Genomic DNA, 17,028 nt, shown 5'->3' with positions numbered 1-17,028 from the left:
TCCTCCCAGATCCTGTCCTCGACTAGGCGACGCCGACCGTTGCAAGGATCGTCTTCATCCGTTGCACGGCAAGATCAGGGTCCCTCAGAACACGCGCCGTATCCGCCAGACGGAAGAGTTCCGAAAGATGCACGATGGAGCGCGTGCTTTGCTGGCCGCCCAGCATCTGGAAATGATCCTGAAAGCCGTTGAGATAGGCGAGGAAGACGACGCCTGTCTTGTAGAAGCGCGTCGGCGCCTTGAAGATGTGGCGCGACAGCGGAACGGTCGGCGCCAGGATCTGGTGAAAGGCATCGAGATTGTTCTGAGCAAGCTGGGACAGAGCAGCACTCGCCGCCGGCGCGATGGCGTCGAAGATGCCGAGCAGCGCATGCGAATAGCCCTGGCTGTCACCGGCGATCAATTCGGCATAGTTGAAATCGTCACCGGTATACATCTTAACTGAGGGATCAAGGCGGCGGCGCATGAGGATCTCTTTTTCCGCCGACAATAGCGAGATCTTGACGCCATCCACCTTGGAAGCGTTGTCGTTGATGATGGCGACGGCCGTCTCCATGGCGCGCAGATCGTCCGGCGAGCCCCAATAGCCCGCCAGCGCCGGATCGAACATCGAGCCGAGCCAGTGGATCATCACCGGCTCCTTCACCTGTCCGAGTATGCGGTTATAGACGCGGATATAGTCGTCTGGCCCCTTGGCAGCGGCGGCAAGCGCGCGGCTCGCCATCAGGATGATGCGCCCGCCCTGGCCTTCGACGAAGGCAACCTGCTCCTCATAAGCGCGGATGACGTCATCGATGGTAACGTCGGGACCGGGTGCCAGATGATCGGTGCCGGCGCCATAGGCGATCAGCGCGTCCGGACGATTGCGGGCGGCTGACTGTGCGTGGGTGATCAGCTCCTTGGCGCCGGTCCAATCGAGGCCCATGCCGCGCTGCGCCGTGTCCATGGCTTCCGCGACGCCGAGACCGAGATCCCAGAGATATTCGCGAAACGCGATCGTGCGTTCCCAATCGATGTTGCGGTCTAGCCAGGGATCGTTATCGGCGAGCGGATCGACGACGACATGGGCGGCCGCATAGGCGACGCGATTGAACAGATGGCCACCGGCCGGACGCTCCGGCGGGCTGAGCGGCGTGTTGACGACGGTAAAATCGGCAAGCTTGCCGTCAGCCGTGGGCAAACGAAGGGTCTTCGTCATGATCTCGACCTCCTAGCGCGCGGCAAGTGCGGGAACGTCGACCCAGCGGCGCTCGACCCAGCTCTTTTGGGCAAGCTCGGCAAGCTGAACGCCCTTGGCGCCTTCGCGAAGCGTGAATTTCCACGGCGCATCCTCGGCGACATGGCGCAGGAAGCCCTCCCACTGCGCCTTGAACCCGTTATCGAAGACCTGCGTATCCGGCACTTCGTCCCAGGTGTCGAAGAAATTGATCGTCTGTGGCTGGTCCGGATTCCACACCGGCTTTGGCGTATTGACGCGATGCTGTGTCCAGCAGCGCATCAAGCCGCAGACCGCCGAACCATGCGTACCGTCGACCTGGAAAGTGACGAGATCGTCACGGCGAACGCGCACAGCCCAGGAGGAATTGATATGGGCGACGATGCCGCCCTCGAGTTCGAAGGTGGCATAGGCGGAATCGTCGGCATCGGCGACATAGGTCTTGCCGTTTTCATCGACACGGCTTGGAATATGGGTCGCGCCGTAGCAGCTCACGGCTTTGACCTCGCCGAAGAGATTGTCGAGCACATAGCGCCAATGCGGCAGCATATCGAGGATCATGCCGCCGCCCTCGGCCTTGCGGTAGTTCCACGATGGCCGCTGCGCCTTCACGCCCCAGTCACCCTCGAAGACCCAATAACCGAACTCACCACGCACGGAGAGGATCTTGCCGAAAAAGCCGCTGTCGCGCAGCATGGCGATCTTGCGCAGGCCCGGCAGGAAGAGCTTGTCCTGCACGACGCCGTTCTTGACGCCGCGCCGCTCTGCCGAGGCCGCAACCGAAAGCGCCTCGTCCAGCGTCTCGGAAATCGGCTTTTCGCAATAGACATGCTTGCCGGCGGCAATCGCCCGCTCCAGCAGCGAGACACGCATCTGCGTCGAGCCGGCGTCGAAGAAGATCGTGTTGTTCGGATCGGCAAGCGCGGCATCGAGATCAGTGGTCGTCTTGGCGACGCCGTGCTTGCGGGCAATCTCCGCGATCTTCTCGGCGTTGCGGCCGACAAGGATCGGTTCGGGCATCAATCTGTCGCCATTGGAAAGCAGCACGCCGCCTTGATCGCGGATCGCCAGGATCGAGCGCACCAGATGCTGATTGTACCCCATGCGCCCGGTAATGCCGTGCATGATGATGCCGATCGGCTTTGTCGCCATAAGTCATTCCTCCCGTAAATAACTATATAGTTACATGACTGACACGACAATGCAGCTCTGTCAACGACAGTCGTCAGCGATCGCTACGGCAATTATGCAGATTTTCTTGAATTGGCCGATCCGGGCTCTCAGGGGCGCAGATAGGCGAAGATGACTTCGATGATATGCTCGCCCCAGGCATCGATTTCCGATTTTTCGGAGAGGTTACGCTGAAAGATCGTCGACAGCGTCCAGCGGTTCGTCAGGAAGAAGGAACCAAGCGCCGCAATGCTCATATAAATCTTGACGGGATCGCAGCCGGACCGGAAATCGCCGGCGGCAACGCCGCGGTCGAGCAGACCGGAAATCTCCGCGACCAGCGGCGAATGCAGCTCGAAAATCCGGGCCGAGCGCTTCAGGAAGCGCGCCTTCTGCATATTCTCCGTGCTGAGAATGCCCAGGAATTCCGGGTGATCCAGAAAATATTTCCATGTGAAAACAACCAGCTCCCGCATGCCCTCACTGGGGCTGCGATGCGAGAGATCAAGCCTTGCTTCCGCCGATCGGATGGCGACGTAACTGCCTTCGAGGACCGCGACGTAGAGCGCGTCCTTGCCGCCGAAATAGTGATAGAGCATGCGCTTGTTGATCTTGGCGCGCTCGGCAATGGCATCGACGCGGGCGCCGCCATAGCCGCGCTCGGCAAACTCCTTGGTCGCCGCCGCCAGGATCGCCTTGCTGGTGCGCTCCGCATCGCGAAGCCGCGGCCGCTCGACCGGCGCGCTCGATATCGCCGGTCCGGCGACTTCGACATCAACGCTCTTCGATCGGTTCTTTGCGGTTTTGGCTTCAGACATCAAGGTTCTCGGCAATATTAGGCAAGGCCGATGCGGCCTTCTCGTCACCGACAAGTACCCGATCATCGCGCAAGTTGACAGTCTTCCAGAAATCGGAGGCTTGAGTAACTACATAGTTATATAAATTTCCACGATTTAATGGAGCTGCGTGAAAACCGAAGATGGGACGTTGCGCAAGCCGGACGTCCTCATCATTGCTCCTCTTATGAAAGCCCGTATTCTACGCTGAACGGAAGGGGCAGCCGCAATGACGAATGCAACTGACTATTATAAAGGCGGCCTTGCCGTTGCTGCCTACGACCTTTTTACTGGCGGCGGGTTATTGGCTGGCGATATCGAATTTTATTTGGATTGCGCGCATCGTTTCGGCGGCCCCATTCTTGAGATCGGCACAGGCACAGGGCGCATTTTGCTTCCCCTCGCCGACGCAGGCTATGACGTCATTGGCCTGGATATTTCCAGCTCCATGCTGGCGATCGCTGCCGCCAAGCTTGCAGATCATCCGGACCTGAGCACACGCGTCCAGTTCGTCAACGACGATATGACGAACTTTGATCTCAAACAGAAGTTTCCTCTCGTCATCAACACGGCGCGCAGTTTTCAGCATCTATTGACACCCGACGATCAACGCAAAGCGCTTCTCTGCGTTCATCAGCATCTCATGCCCGGCGGCTACCTCGTTCTCGATCTTTTCGATCCCTATTTCGAATTGCTGTTTGCGAATAATTTCGCGGCTCCGCCCCCTCGTGAGATGCATGATCCGCTCTCCGATCATCTAATACGCAGAACGATGCTGGCCAGACACACCAACCCGATGCATCAGACCGTTCAAGAGATGCTGCGTTTCGAGGCGTTCGATAAGGCGGGCAGGCTCGTGGCATGCGAAGAAACATCCTGGACGCTCCGATGGAGCATGCGGCAGGAAATCGCATATCTGCTCGAACTCTGTGGTTTTGAGGTGGTAGAGCAATTCTCGGATTTTAGTGGCGCACCACCGGCCTACGGACGTGAGCAACTTTGGATAGCAAGATCTATCTAAGTTGAATTTCCTGTTCGGCCCAAGTTACATTCGGCCGTTGGAAACACCTTGCTTTCAACACTGGCTCAGCCCAAGAGAACAAAAATGAACCAGTGCCGGACGGCTCCATGACAGAAAAGCAGATCGCGATCATCGGTGGTGGGCCGGCCGGCCTGATGGCAGCCGAAGTGCTGTCCCTCTCCGGCCATCAGGTCACCGTCTATGACAGCATGCCGACGGTTGCGCGCAAATTCCTGCTGGCGGGGAAATCCGGCCTCAATATCACCCATTCGGAGGATTTTGCCCGCTTTGCCAATCGCTTCGGCCCTGCCTCCGACCGGCTGCGCCCTGTCCTTGAGGCCTTTACGCCCGACGATATCAGGGATTGGGCGGCAGGGCTCGGCACGGAGACATTCACCGGCACTTCGGGTCGCGTCTTTCCAAAGGTCATGAAGGCTTCGCCGCTGCTGCGCGCCTGGCTTGGCAGGCTGGAGGCGCAAGGCGTCAAGATTCTGACGCGGCATCGCTGGTCGGGCTTTGCGGAAGACGGTTTCCTGTTCGAGACGCCGGAAGGACAAAAAATCATCCGATGCGACGCGGCGTTATTGGCGCTTGGCGGCGCCAGCTATCCGCGGCTCGGTTCGGACGCCGGCTGGACCGGTTGGCTGCGGGCTAAGGGTGTCGATATCGGCGACTTCCAGCCCGCCAATTGCGGCTTCGATGTCGCCTGGAACTCGGTTTTCAAGGAGCGCTTCGCCGGCGCGCCGCTGAAGGCGGTAACGGCAACCTCGGATGCCGGGACTTTTCCCGGCGAATTCGTCATTTCCCAACACGGCATCGAAGGCAGCCTCGTCTATGCGCACGCCGCCTGCCTGCGCGACCGGCTTGCAAACGATGGCAAGGCCGCACTGCTGGTCGATCTCGCGCCCGGCAGAACGATGGAGCGGCTGTCTCGCGATCTTGCACGGCAGGATGCAAAGGCCAGCCTCTCCAATCGTCTCCGCAAAGGTGCGGGTATCGAGGGCATCAAGACGGCGTTGCTGCGGGAGCTCGCTGCTCCGACCACCCTCACCGATCCGGAGCAGCTATCGCGGCTGATCAAGGCCCTGCCGATCCCACTGCTGCGGCCGCGTCCCATCACCGAGGCCATCTCATCTGCTGGCGGTGTCCATTGGAGCGCAATCGACGACGAATATATGCTGAGGGCGCTTCCCGGCGTATTCGCAGCCGGAGAGATGCTCGACTGGGAGGCGCCGACCGGCGGCTATCTCCTCACCGCCTGTTTCGCCACGGGTCGTGCAGCGGCGCGAGGAATAGAGGCCTGGCTGGGCAGCAACTGATTTCTGCCATAAACCGGCTACCCAATCCGTCCATTCGCCAGCAGCCACGCCACCGACTCCTGCACCGCCTGCAGCGAGGTATAGCGCGGCGCATAACCGAGCAGGCGCTCTGCCTTGGCGATCGAGCAGTTCGGGCTGCGAGCAATATGCTCCCAGGTCGCGGTCGCATCCTCCGGCGTCTGGCCCTTCGCCCATGTGTCGTAGGGAATAAATTCCAACTTCGGCTCATGTCCGAACCAGCGCGACATCGCTTCGGCATAGCCTCTGAGCGTCAGCGCGCCACCCGAGACCGCATGAAAGCTCTCGCCGGTCGAGGCCCGCCAATTGGCAATTGCGCCCATGAACATCTGGGCGACATCGTCGGCATGGACATGGTGGACCGTTTCCAGGCCGAAATTCGGCAATACGAGCGTTTCGCCGCGGGCCAGCGTCGAAAAGGCTGAGAGATTAAAATGGCCGGCCGGGTTGAGCGGCGCCCAGCCGGGGCCGACGATATGGCCGGGATGGATCAGCGTGGCCGGAAAGCCTTGCTGCGCGCCTCCGCCAACAGATAGGTCTCGATAGCGGCTTTCTGGATTCCATATTCGCCGAACGGCCGCTTCGGCGCTTCCTCAAGGGTCGGCACGACAGTGGAATAGCCGTGGGTCCAGATCGTGCCCGTATGCAGGAAATGGCCGACATGTCCGGCAAGCACTTCGGTCAGATGCTTGGCGCTCTCCAAGGTGAAGCAGATCATGTCGATGACGATATCGGCCTTCAGCGCCCGGATGGCCGGCCCGAAACTGCCGTCCTTCTCCATTGCGCTGCGATCCATCGACACTTGCTCGACATCATCCCATACCCGGTTCGGCGAATAGGGTTTCGCCTGGCCACGGCTGATTGCCACGACCTCATGTCCAGCCTCCACCAGCCGCGGTACGAGGTAAGTGCCGACATGGCCGGTTGCGCCGATGACCACTGCACGCGTCATGATGTCCTCCCAGGGATATTTTCAGAACGGATGAGACCGGAATCCGGAATGAAGAAAATGATTGCTCCTAGAGAATAGGAGCCTCTTCCGCTTTGTCACCCCCTACCAGATGGTAAAGCCGGCATCGGCCTTCACGGTCGTGCCGGTCATCAGGCTGGATGCGTCGCAGGCGAGGAAATGCACCACCGAAGCGATCTCGTGTGGCTGGCCCATCCGGCCCATCGGCGTATCGCGCAGCCAGACATCGACCACGTCGGGATCGAGATTGAGGACCTTCGTCATCTCGGATTCGATATAGGTCGGCGCCACCGCATTGACGCGGACGCCGCGCCCGGCCCATTCCGCCGCCAACGAGGCGGTGAGATGGTGCACGGCGGCCTTGGAGGCGTTGTAGTAGGTCTGGTTTTGCGGACGATTGACGATGTAGCCGGACATCGAGCCGATATTGATGATCGAGCCGCGTCCAGCCTTCAGCATTGGCCGGCCAAAGGCGCGGTTGCACCAGAACACACCGTTGTAATTGACATCATTGACGTTCAGCCAGAGTTCGTCCGGCGTGTCCTCGGCAGGAGTGCCGGAGCGGGCAATGCCGGCATTGGCGACGAGAACGTCGATCCGGCCGAATTTGGCGAACACCTCCTCGGCCGCCTTGTCGACGGCAACCGAATCCGTCACGTCGAGGATCAGGACATCGGCGTCATAGCCCTTCGCCGCCAATGCCTGCTTGCCGGACTGGGCGATTGCCTCTTCCCGGTCGATGATAACGACCCGGGCACCGGCCTCGGCCAATGCCTCGGCGCAAGCAAGACCGATACCGCGTCCGCCGCCGGTGACGACGGCAACCTGACCGTCCATTCTGAATTTCTCAAAGAACATCGAACTACTCCATCATTTATGGGGATCAGACGCGCCGGCCGCTCTTCCTCTCGAAGAGGTGAACCCGTTCGCGGTTAATCAGCAGCGGTATTGTCTCGCCAGGGCGCAATGCGATCCGGTCCTTGACCACCGCATTGATAGGGTCGCCCCCGATATGGGCGAAAATTTGCGTTTCGGACCCGGTCGGCTCGAGCACCGAGATCGTTGCCGGAAGGCCTTCGCCCCCATGTTCGATATGTTCCGGACGAATGCCGTAGATTACCGGCTCGTCGTGGGCAGTTGTGCCCGCGGGCACCGGCAGGACGGCGCCTTTATCGCTGACGAAAACCGTCTCGCCATTCACGGCTGCCAGTTTGCCACGCACGAAGTTCATCGCCGGCGAGCCGATGAAACCCGCGACGAAGACATTGGCGGGGTGGTCGTAAAGGTCGAGCGGCGCACCGATCTGTTCGACCAGGCCATCGCGCATGACAACGATCTTGTCGGCCATCGTCATCGCCTCGATCTGGTCGTGGGTGACGTAGATCGTCGTGGTCTTCAGCCGCTGGTGAAGCTCCTTGATCTCGACACGCATGGTCACGCGCAGCTTGGCGTCGAGATTGGACAAGGGCTCGTCGAACAGGAAGACTTGCGGATCGCGCACGATGGCACGACCCATGGCGACGCGCTGGCGCTGGCCGCCGGAGAGCTGCTTGGGATAGCGGTCCAGCAGCTTGCCGAGATCGAGAATTTCGGCCGCCTTCCTGACCTTGGCCTCAATTTCGCTCTTTGGAGCACCCTTCAGCTTCAGAGGAAAGCCCATATTGTCGGCGACGTTCTTGTGCGGATAGAGCGCATAGTTCTGAAACACCATGGCGATATCGCGGTCCTTGGGCAGCACGTTGTTGACGACCCTGGCTCCGATCGAAACCTCTCCGCCGGAGATGGTTTCAAGCCCCGCGATCATGCGCAGCAATGTCGATTTGCCACATCCGGACGGACCCACGAGAACAACGAATTCGCCATCTGCTATGTCGATGTTCACGCCATGAATGACCTGAAGACTTCCATATTTCTTGATGACATCCTTGACGGCGACCTGAGCCATACCAATCCCCTATTGCGGCAATATGATCTGCATCTTGACTTCGCCCCTGGGGGCGGCTGCAGCGATTTCAAAGGCGCCGACACTGTCTTCAAAATCGAATGTGCGGGTGATGAGCGGCTTGACGTCGATTGCGCCTGACGACAGCATCGCCACGCAGCGCGGAAAGACATGAGCGTAGCGGAAAACATGTTCGACGCGAGCTTCGCGCACCATGGCCTTGCCGACATCGTAATGGATCGGATGGACCTGTGACCCGATGAACACCACCCGCCCGCCCGGCGCCAGCGGATCGAACACACCCTCGGCACCCCTAGGGTGGCCGGAGCATTCGAACAGGATTTCCACGCCCCAACCGTCCGTCGCCGTGAGAATCTCGTTGACGAGATCCTGGCGCTGCGGGTTGATCGGGATAACCGCGCCGAGCTTTGCGGCAATCTCGAGCTTTGCGTCATCGATATCGCTGACGAAGACACGTGCGCAACCGGCCGCCAGTGCCGAGAGTGCGGTGACCAGCCCGATCGGGCCGGCGCCGATCACCAGCGCGATATCCCCTGGCTTGACCTGTGCCTTAGTGGCGGCATGGACACCAACCGCCAGCGGCTCGACCATCGCCGCTTCGGCGAAGGAAACATTGTCGGGCAGCTTGAAGGTGAAATCGGCGGGATGAACTACCGTCGGCCGCAGCACGCCATGGATCGGCGGGGTTGCCCAGAAACGCACGGCCGGATCGACATTGTACATGCCCATCCGGGTGGCGCGGCTATTGGGGTCGGGAATGCCGGGCTCCATGCAGACGCGGTCGCCGACTTTCAGCGATGTGACGTCGACCCCCGCCTCGATGACCGTGCCGGATGCCTCATGACCAAGGATCATCGGTGCCTTCACCTGGAAGATGCCGGTACCGCCATGAGTGTAATAGTGCACGTCCGAGCCGCATATACCGACCGTGTGCAGCTTGATGCGAACGTCGCGAGGCCCGAGCGTTTCTTCCCGCTCGATGGGAAAGTCTCGGAGCGACAGTTTCATCTTTTCTTCCAGAACCAGTGCTTTCATGGCCTATTCCATTTCTCGATTTCAGAAGATCGTTCGGCTTCAGCCGCGCCAGACGATCAGGACCCCCAGGGCGACCGCCAGCACATGGCAGACCGTCAGCGGGATCGATTGTTCGAGGAAGCGCATCCAGAACAGTTCAAGTGCGACAAACAAGTAGATGCCGACAAACACACGGTCGAACCAGTTGGTGACGATCGGCAGGAAGCCGACTCGCTCCTGTTTGCCGGCCGCAACGATGGCCGGTGCATCCTCAGTTTCGTCAGGATCGATTTGATGTTGCATCGCTCACTCCTTGACCGCGCCGAAGGTCAGACCGGCCACGATGTGGCGCTGGACCATCGAGAAAATGATGAGGGCCGGGATCAATGTGATGACCGCAATCGCCGCCATTGTGCCCCATTCGGTTCCGGTGGTCGTGACATACTCCGAAAGGCCGGTGGTGATGGTGCGGGCGTTGAAGCTTGTGAGGGTTGCCGCCAGCAGAAACTCGTTCCAGGCAAATACCCAGGTGAGGATGAATGTGACCGCCAGGCCCGGTCTTGCCAGCGGAAAGACGACTTCGTGGATCACCTGCCATGTCGAGGCGCCATCGACTGTGGCGGCTTCATCGAGTTCCCTAGGAATGCCGTCGATGGTCGGTCGCAGCGTCCAGATCGCGAAAGGCAGATTGAAGGTGCAATAGAGCAGGATCATGCCGATCTTGGTGTCGTAGAGCTTCCAGTCGCCGAAGGTGAAAACCTGGGTAAACAGCAGGTAGAAAGGCAGCAGGAACACGGCGGCGGGCGCCATGCGGTTGGTGATCGTCCAGAAGAAGATGTTCTCCTTGCCGGCGAGATCGAAACGGGACAGCGCGTAGCAGGCCAGAAAGGCCAGCACGGTGACCAGAAGCGCATTGCTGGTGGAGATGATCAGAGAGTTGATCATGTAGCCACGCAACGTCTCATTGTTGATCACATTGACGTAGTTCTTCCAGTAGACCGTATCGAGGATCAGGCTTGGCGTGGTGAAGAGATCCACCGCCGGCTTCACGGAGATGACGAACAGCCAGTAGATCGGAAACAGGGTCAGCAGGCTCAGGAGGAGCCAGAGCAGCAGGTAAAGGATGGGGCGTTGCTGGCGCATCAGAACGTCCTCTTCTTTTCGCGGCGGGCGACGAGGGCGACATAGAGCAGCCAGCACATGACCAGCGTCAGGTAGAGCACAATCACCGATATGGCCGCGCCATAGCCGTAATCGGTCTTGGGAAACACGATCTTCCAGATATGCAGGCCGACATAGCGGGTAGCCGCGCCGGGACCGCCTGATGTCAGCATCCAGACTTCATCGACGGTGCGCAGCGCATCCATCAGACGGATGAACACGGTCGCGAGGATCGCAGGCCGGATCATCGGCAGCGTGACGTGCCAGAAGATCTGCCAGCGGTTGGCGCCGTCTATCTGCGCCTGTTCGAACGGCTCCTTGGGCAAGGCGAGCAGCGCTGCGAGCAGGGTGAGCGTCACCAGCGGCGTCCAATGCCAGATGTCCATGATGACGGTCAGCGCAAAGGCCGCACTGGCATCGCGACCGATGTTCAGGTCATAGCCGAACCAGTGCTTGAGCAGATAGGGAATGATGCCGATGCTCGGGGTCGTCATCAGGCGCCAGACGGAACCGACGACGATGGGCGCGACGATGAGCGGCAGCGTGTGGATCGTCCTGAAGAAGCCGCGGCCCGGAAACTCCCGCATGAACAGCTGGGCAAGAGCATAGCCAAGGGCGATTTCGCTGAGCACCGCAAAGAATGCAAACTTGGCGGTGACGGCGATGGATCCGAGAAATTCCTGGTCGAAGACAAGCCGGCGGAAATTGTTCGCGCCATTATAGGCCATGGACGGATCGGCGCCGAACGGGTTCCAGTGATGAAACGCCAGGTAAAGCACATAGATAAAGGGTGCGATGCCGAATATGCCGAGAATTGCTATCGTCGGGGCAAGCATCAGCCAGCCCACAGTGTTGGAACGCATGAACCTTGTCTCCCGGAAGTCGATGCCCGCGCCGCGGAGCATTGAATGCACGTCCCGGGCGGCCGCTCTTGCGGCTGCCCGGGGCAGACACGCACTGGACTATTTACGATAGCCGAGGTTCTTCAGCTCCGCTTCGGCGGCCGCCGCCATCTGGTCAAGTCCGTCATCGGGCGACACTTCCCCCAGCAGGATCCTGTAGAAGATCGGAGCCGTTGCTTCGCGCACCTGGGCGTGGAAGGGATAAGGAGGGGCGCCGGCAAACAGCTTCCCGTCATCCTTCAGCATGGAATAGTAGCCGTTGAGCTTCTTATCCATTGCGATGATTTTGGGGTCGTCATAGGTTGCCGTGTTGGTGATGCGTGGCGCTGCGACTGCCCAATCGGCCTGGACTGAATCCTGGCCGATGAATTGCAGGAACAGCAGTGCCGCCTCCTTGTTCTTCGACGTCACGGGAAGCCCGAAGGCGCCGCCGTCATAGTAGCCAATATAGCCCTTGCCGCCCTTGACCTCATCGAGAACGGCGGGCTCCGTCGGCGGCAGCGCCACGCCGACATTGCCGACGACCTTCGATTTTTCAGCGTCGCTGGCGATCCAGGCCGCGTTCTCGCCATAGACCAGGCCCTGTGCGACACGGCCGGCGGCGAATGTTGTACCGACTTCCGTCCATGTGCTCGCCGCCGATTCCGGCGGGGCGATGTCACGCAGATGCAGCCAGTATTTCAGCGCCTTTTTGGCTTCCGGGCCATTCATCGTGCCGCCGTTTTCGACGGTCGCCGCATAGTTCTTGGAAGCGTCGATGCCCCAGTTGAACACGCCGAAGGTTGGTGCGACGGACTCGAAGAATTCATACCAGGACGCTGGATGGCCCGTATGGGCCTGCGCAGTGGTACCCCAAAGCTCAAGGCTGTTGTCCTTGCCGTATTTGGTGAAGAATTCCGCGATCTCGGTATAGTCCTCGTGCGTCTTCGCCGGAACGAGATCCTTGCCGGTCTCCTTCTTGAAAGCCTCCTTGATCTTCGGATCGCTGAAGAGATCGGTGCGGTAGAGATATATCTTGATGAAGGCTTCCATCGGGACGCCGAAGAGATCGCCGTCGGCATTCTTGAAATAGTTGGCGAAGGTGGTGAAGTGCGTCTCGTCGAATTCGGGCGCCTTCAGCGACGCGTTGTCCTTGAGCGACTTGGTGATATCGACAAGGAAGTTGCGGGCCAGATAGGCGTAGATGATGTCCTGTTCGATATAGACCATGTCATAGATGCCGGTCTTGGCTTCCATATCCTTGATGGCCTTGTCGTACATCTGATCCCAAGACGTGGTTTCGATCGCGACCTTGATCCCGGTCTTCTTTTCGAACTCCGGTGCAAGCACATCCTTGATATAGTTGGAGGGCGGCGTGCTCTCGGTCACGCCATGCAGAACGACGCCCTTGTATTTCGCTCCGGCATCCGACCAGAAGTCGGCCTTTGCGGGCATGACAGTCGCCATGAGGCTGATTGCGAGCGCCGCAAGTCCAATTCCATTTTTCCCGATCATAAACTCTCCTCCCAGAGTGTTCGTTGTGCTTGCGGACGGCTGTCGACAAGCATCCTGCCCGGCCCAACCGCAGTCGGGCCTCGAAAATCCGACGCCCCGGCTCCTCCCGGCGGTCGAATTTCATCTCGCTATCATGGTTGAATACCGCAGCTTGTTTTTGTGGACCCACCTCCATGCGCGTCCAGCGAGCTTAGTATCGGTAAAAATCCTCTGCCACGCGTGCTTTGCGGCCGACCTATACTTTTTCGCCGACCGCACCCATGCCGGCTGAAAAGGCGCGAATTTCCCTGAACGGGTCCGCGCGCGCCTTGGTGCCGATCTTGTGGGCGTTGCGGCGGTAATCCGACGGCGTGCGACCGCAGACCTTGATGAACTGCCTGTTGAAATTGGCGATGCTGTTGAAACCGACCTCGAAGCAGATATCGGTGATTGGCCGATAGGTCTGCGTCAACAGCGAGCAGGCTGCATAGACGCGCGCCAGAATGACGTAGCGTGCAAATGTATGGCCGCTCTGCCGCTTGAAGAAGCGGGAGAATGCCTGCGGCTCCAGCCCGCACAGCCGGGATACCGAGGCAAGATCGATGTCGTCGCTATAGTGTTCCAGCACATAGCGCATGGCGACATCGAGTTCCCGTGGCAGCTCGACATGCGCGGATGTCGGCGCCAGTCTCGATAGCCTGCGGCGATCGCCGGGATTTTGGGCCAGCGTCGTCATCAGCTGCAAAAACAGGACGATGCGCTCCGCACCATGGGCAGCACCGATCTGGGCGAGCAGTCGCTGCCCGGCCATCGCCGTCGCACCGAGAAATTCGACGCCGTAGACGGCATCTTCATAGAGCGGACGGATGTTGGCGAGCTCCGGGCAAAAGCCCGTGACGCGGTCGGCCCATTCGGCACTGAACTGAATCAGCATATCGCGGTTCTGGATCGGGATGCCGGGTTCTATATCGCTGACCCAATTGTGCGGGACGTTGGGTCCGGTCAGAACCAGGCAACCCGGCTCGAACTCACCGATGTAGTCGCCGACCATCATCACGCCCGAGCTCTTGCGCGTCAGGTGCAGCTCGTACTCGGGATGATAGTGCCACTTGGCTCCGAAATACGGATAGTCATGCATGTTCCAGCGGAAGGATTCCGCAGGTGCGCAGATGACCATTTCAAAATCCGGAACGATCCTTAAGTCAGCTTTCATGGCTAGAGCCCCCTCCCCGGATTGGATCGCGAACATGTCGCTGCGCCCAATCTGCCATCCTGCGTCACTCGTACCGGCAAGGGCTCCTCTCCCTCTTCGGCACGGCGTATGCGAAAAAATCACTCGTCGATTTGACCCGGCATTGCTCGCGGGATTGTGTTCGAAAGTTCTAGATTTTCCCGCGAAATTGCGGCTTTGCCATCTGGGGCCGCCGCAATACTGCTCTGCGAACTCCTTACCCGGCATAATTGGCGCATATATGTTGCACTAAATTACAAATTAACGCTTTTCCGTTGGGTGTCAATGCCAAACCGGCATGGGCATCGAGGCGCGGATGTCCTGAGTAGGAGAGGGTATTCCGCTCAAGAATCGACTGGAGGCATACCAGTTGCCGCCCGCATCTGCAAAACCCACGTATACGAAGCGACTTGACATTGATGTTGATCGGTTATTTTGTTGTGTGTAGCAACATATAGAATATGCGTCCGGGAGGAAAATTACATGGGAAGATTGGGTATCCATTCGTTCGTCTGGACGGGCGGCAGCACGCAACGCATGCTCGAGGAGGCGATGGAGAAATCCGCCGCGTGCGGATACAAACTGATCGAGTTTGCCTATCTGCGGCCCGAAAAATTCAACCTCCACCAACTGGCCAAGCGGGCACGTTCGCTCGACCTGCAGATTGCCGTAACAATGGGTTTGCCGCTCAGTGCCGACGTGTCGAGCGATGATGCCGAGACGGTCAGGGCCGGCGAACGCATGCTCGCCGATGCGGTCAGGGCCGTTCGCGACATCGGCGGCACCAAGCTCGGCGGCATCCTTTACTCCGCCCATACCAAATATAGCCGGATACCGACCGAAAATGGCCGCAGAAACAGTGTTGAGGCCATCGCCAAAACGGCCGATATTGCCAGGGCCGCGGGCGTGGATCTCGTGCTCGAAATCGTCAATCGGTTCGAGACGAACCTGCTCAACACGACGGCGCAGGGTCTTGCCTTCATAGAGGCGACCGGTTCCGATCATGTGCTTCTGCATCTCGATACGTTCCACATGAACATCGAGGAAGCCAATCCGGCTGCGGCTATTCGGCTCGCCGGCGAAAAGATCGGCTATTTCCACATCGGCGAGAGCAATCGCGGCTATCTCGGCGATGGCTGCATCAATTTCGACCTAGCGTTCGATGCGCTGCTCGATATCGGCTATGCCCGGGACATCACCTTCGAGTCGTTCTCCAGCGCCGTCGTGGACGAAGGCCTGTCGCTTGCCTGCGCCATCTGGCGAGACACATGGACGGAGAACATGCCGCTTGCCGAGCATGCCAAGGCCTTCATCGATCTCAAGATGCAGGAAGCGGTGCGACGACGGGCCACCAACGGACGCCCTTGACAGCGCAATAGCATGAGCGGAAGCAGTGGTGAAAAGCACGGGCTCGCACATATCGACATTTGCGCTTGCCTCCATTGCACCACCACTCGTTCGTCCCTCACAAAAATCAACGGAGATCATTTTTGACTGAGCCGGCGGTAGCAACGAGTTCGCCACGGGGAATCCGCCAGCGCAACGAGCTGGCGGCGTTGCGGGCTTTGTATCAGTTCGGCCCGCTCAGCCGGGCGGAACTTGCCCGCAGGCTGGGGCTCAATCGCTCTTCGTCCGGCCATATCATCGCCGGCCTGACGCTTGACGGATTGGTGCGCGAGGTCAGCGAAGGCGACCAGGCGCGAGGCGGCCACGCCCATGCGGGTCGGCCTGGAATCATGATCGAACTGGTGCCAGGCGCGGTCTATTTCCTTGGCATAGAAATAGGCGTGGAGCATATCAGCGCGGTCGAGATCGACCTCGGCGGCAACATCGTCTCGACCACGGTCGAACCGTTCGACGGCGCATCCGCCGGTGTCGCCGCCACCGTCGAGCGGGCAATCGAGATGGTGCTGGGGGCCATTCCGCCTTCAAGGCTGGAGCGCTGCGAAGGTATCGGCATTGCCGTGCCGGCACAAATGGATAAGCATGGTTTCGTCCGGCTGGCGCCCTTGCTGCGCTGGGAAAACGTCCAGCTTGCTGAACTGGTGCGAGATGCCCTGCCTGTTTCCGTGCCGGTCGTCGCGGAGAACGACGGCAATGCCTTTGCGATCGGCGCCTCTTACGGGCGAAACGATAAGCATAGCGGCGTGACACTGTTCCTGGTCATGGAAAGCGGGGTTGGTGGCGGCATCATTGCCAATGGCAGCCTGTTTCGCGGCGCCAACGGACTGGCGGGCGAGATCGGGCATCTGAGAATCTCCAGTGCATCGGAGCCGAGCCGCAGCCTGGAGGAGGTGCTGGGCTTGGAACATATCATGACGGAATATCGCAAGGTGCCGGCTGTCTCCGCCCCGACATTCGGGCATTTCCTGGCCGATGTGCGCGATCGTGTACCCGGCGCGGTCTCGATTGCGGAGGAATGGGCAAGAGCCCTGGCTTTCGGCCTGATCCAGGCCTGTCGCGTCATCGATGCCGACCGCATCATCCTTGGCGGTTCCGTCGCGGCTCTTTATCCGTTGATGGCGGCGCGTGTCGCTCACCATATTCAGTTGGCGCAGGAGGCAAGCTTTCCATTGCCCTCCATTGGCGTGAACGAGGAGGAAACGGTCGGTCCCGCCTTCGGCGCGGCCTGCATCCTCCATCAACGTTTTCTATCGCTGGAAAGCCAGCGCTTTACGGAGGAGACAAGCTGAGGGGCGACGACCTGCTGAGGAGCTGGCAGACAGTTAAGAGA

General features: G+C 59.7%; 15 protein-coding genes and 1 pseudogene. 4 read left to right on the top strand and 12 right to left on the bottom strand.

Annotated elements, in window-relative coordinates:
• Positions 1-22 precede the first annotated feature (22 nt).
• The 3 genes from AB6803_RS23020 to AB6803_RS23010 form a co-directional block, all read right to left on the bottom strand.
• On the bottom strand, positions 23-1,198 hold the full coding sequence (locus AB6803_RS23020; RefSeq protein ID WP_371111066.1) for a dihydrodipicolinate synthase family protein: 1,176 nt from the start codon (positions 1,196-1,198) through the stop codon (positions 23-25).
• 12 nt (positions 1,199-1,210) lie between these two features.
• The gene (locus AB6803_RS23015) at positions 1,211-2,368 is read right to left on the bottom strand and encodes a Gfo/Idh/MocA family protein (protein ID WP_371111065.1); all 1,158 of its coding nucleotides are present in this window, start codon (positions 2,366-2,368) and stop codon (positions 1,211-1,213) included.
• Between the two features lie 128 nt (positions 2,369-2,496).
• Entirely contained in the window at positions 2,497-3,204 is a 708-nt protein-coding gene (locus AB6803_RS23010) for a TetR/AcrR family transcriptional regulator (RefSeq protein ID WP_371111064.1), read from the bottom strand.
• 247 nt (positions 3,205-3,451) lie between these two features.
• On the opposite strand from AB6803_RS23010, the gene AB6803_RS23005 reads away from it, so the two are divergent.
• Entirely contained in the window at positions 3,452-4,243 is a 792-nt protein-coding gene (locus tag AB6803_RS23005) for a class I SAM-dependent methyltransferase (RefSeq protein WP_371111063.1), read from the top strand.
• Between the two features lie 107 nt (positions 4,244-4,350).
• Complete coding sequence (locus tag AB6803_RS23000; protein ID WP_371111062.1) at positions 4,351-5,562, top strand: TIGR03862 family flavoprotein; 1,212 nt, start codon at positions 4,351-4,353, stop codon at positions 5,560-5,562.
• Positions 5,563-5,579: 17 nt separating this feature from the next.
• Here the strand turns inward: AB6803_RS23000 and AB6803_RS22995 are convergent.
• From AB6803_RS22995 to AB6803_RS22955, 9 genes and pseudogenes are all read right to left on the bottom strand, one after another.
• Positions 5,580-6,532 (bottom strand): annotated as a pseudogene (locus tag AB6803_RS22995) (NAD-dependent epimerase/dehydratase family protein).
• Between the two features lie 102 nt (positions 6,533-6,634).
• Positions 6,635-7,408, bottom strand: a complete 774-nt coding sequence (locus AB6803_RS22990; RefSeq protein ID WP_371111061.1) for an SDR family NAD(P)-dependent oxidoreductase — start codon at positions 7,406-7,408, stop codon at positions 6,635-6,637.
• 25 nt (positions 7,409-7,433) lie between these two features.
• Positions 7,434-8,495 (bottom strand): ABC transporter ATP-binding protein, encoded by a 1,062-nt coding sequence (locus AB6803_RS22985; RefSeq protein ID WP_371111060.1) that lies wholly within the window; start codon positions 8,493-8,495, stop codon positions 7,434-7,436.
• Between the two features lie 9 nt (positions 8,496-8,504).
• Positions 8,505-9,548, bottom strand: coding sequence for an NAD(P)-dependent alcohol dehydrogenase (locus AB6803_RS22980; RefSeq protein ID WP_371111059.1), 1,044 nt, complete (start codon positions 9,546-9,548; stop codon positions 8,505-8,507).
• Positions 9,549-9,587: 39 nt separating this feature from the next.
• Positions 9,588-9,830: a DUF2160 family membrane protein gene (locus AB6803_RS22975; RefSeq protein ID WP_246965083.1), complete on the bottom strand. Its 243-nt coding sequence runs from the start codon at positions 9,828-9,830 to the stop codon at positions 9,588-9,590.
• A gap of 3 nt (positions 9,831-9,833) precedes the next feature.
• The gene (locus AB6803_RS22970; protein ID WP_034522560.1) at positions 9,834-10,670 is read right to left on the bottom strand and encodes a carbohydrate ABC transporter permease; all 837 of its coding nucleotides are present in this window, start codon (positions 10,668-10,670) and stop codon (positions 9,834-9,836) included.
• A complete protein-coding gene (locus AB6803_RS22965; protein WP_034522562.1) occupies positions 10,670-11,551 on the bottom strand; it encodes a carbohydrate ABC transporter permease in 882 nt (293 codons plus the stop codon). Before AB6803_RS22965 ends, AB6803_RS22970 begins: the two co-directional genes overlap by 1 nt.
• Positions 11,552-11,650: 99 nt before the next feature.
• Positions 11,651-13,084: an extracellular solute-binding protein gene (locus tag AB6803_RS22960; protein ID WP_371111058.1), complete on the bottom strand. Its 1,434-nt coding sequence runs from the start codon at positions 13,082-13,084 to the stop codon at positions 11,651-11,653.
• A gap of 235 nt (positions 13,085-13,319) precedes the next feature.
• Entirely contained in the window at positions 13,320-14,276 is a 957-nt protein-coding gene (locus AB6803_RS22955; RefSeq protein WP_371111057.1) for a helix-turn-helix domain-containing protein, read from the bottom strand.
• Positions 14,277-14,777: 501 nt separating this feature from the next.
• On the opposite strand from AB6803_RS22955, the gene AB6803_RS22950 reads away from it, so the two are divergent.
• Complete coding sequence (locus AB6803_RS22950) at positions 14,778-15,662, top strand: sugar phosphate isomerase/epimerase family protein (protein WP_371111056.1); 885 nt, start codon at positions 14,778-14,780, stop codon at positions 15,660-15,662.
• Between the two features lie 122 nt (positions 15,663-15,784).
• Complete coding sequence (locus AB6803_RS22945; protein ID WP_371111055.1) at positions 15,785-16,987, top strand: ROK family protein; 1,203 nt, start codon at positions 15,785-15,787, stop codon at positions 16,985-16,987.
• The last annotated feature ends 41 nt before the right edge of the window (positions 16,988-17,028 follow it).

The sequence above is a fragment of the Rhizobium sp. RCC_161_2 genome (assembly GCF_041355235.1).
In the GTDB taxonomy this organism is placed as follows: Bacteria; Pseudomonadota; Alphaproteobacteria; order Rhizobiales; family Rhizobiaceae; genus Rhizobium.
Note: the sequence above shows the minus strand (reverse complement) of the source record. Positions and strands in the feature narration are given on the sequence as shown.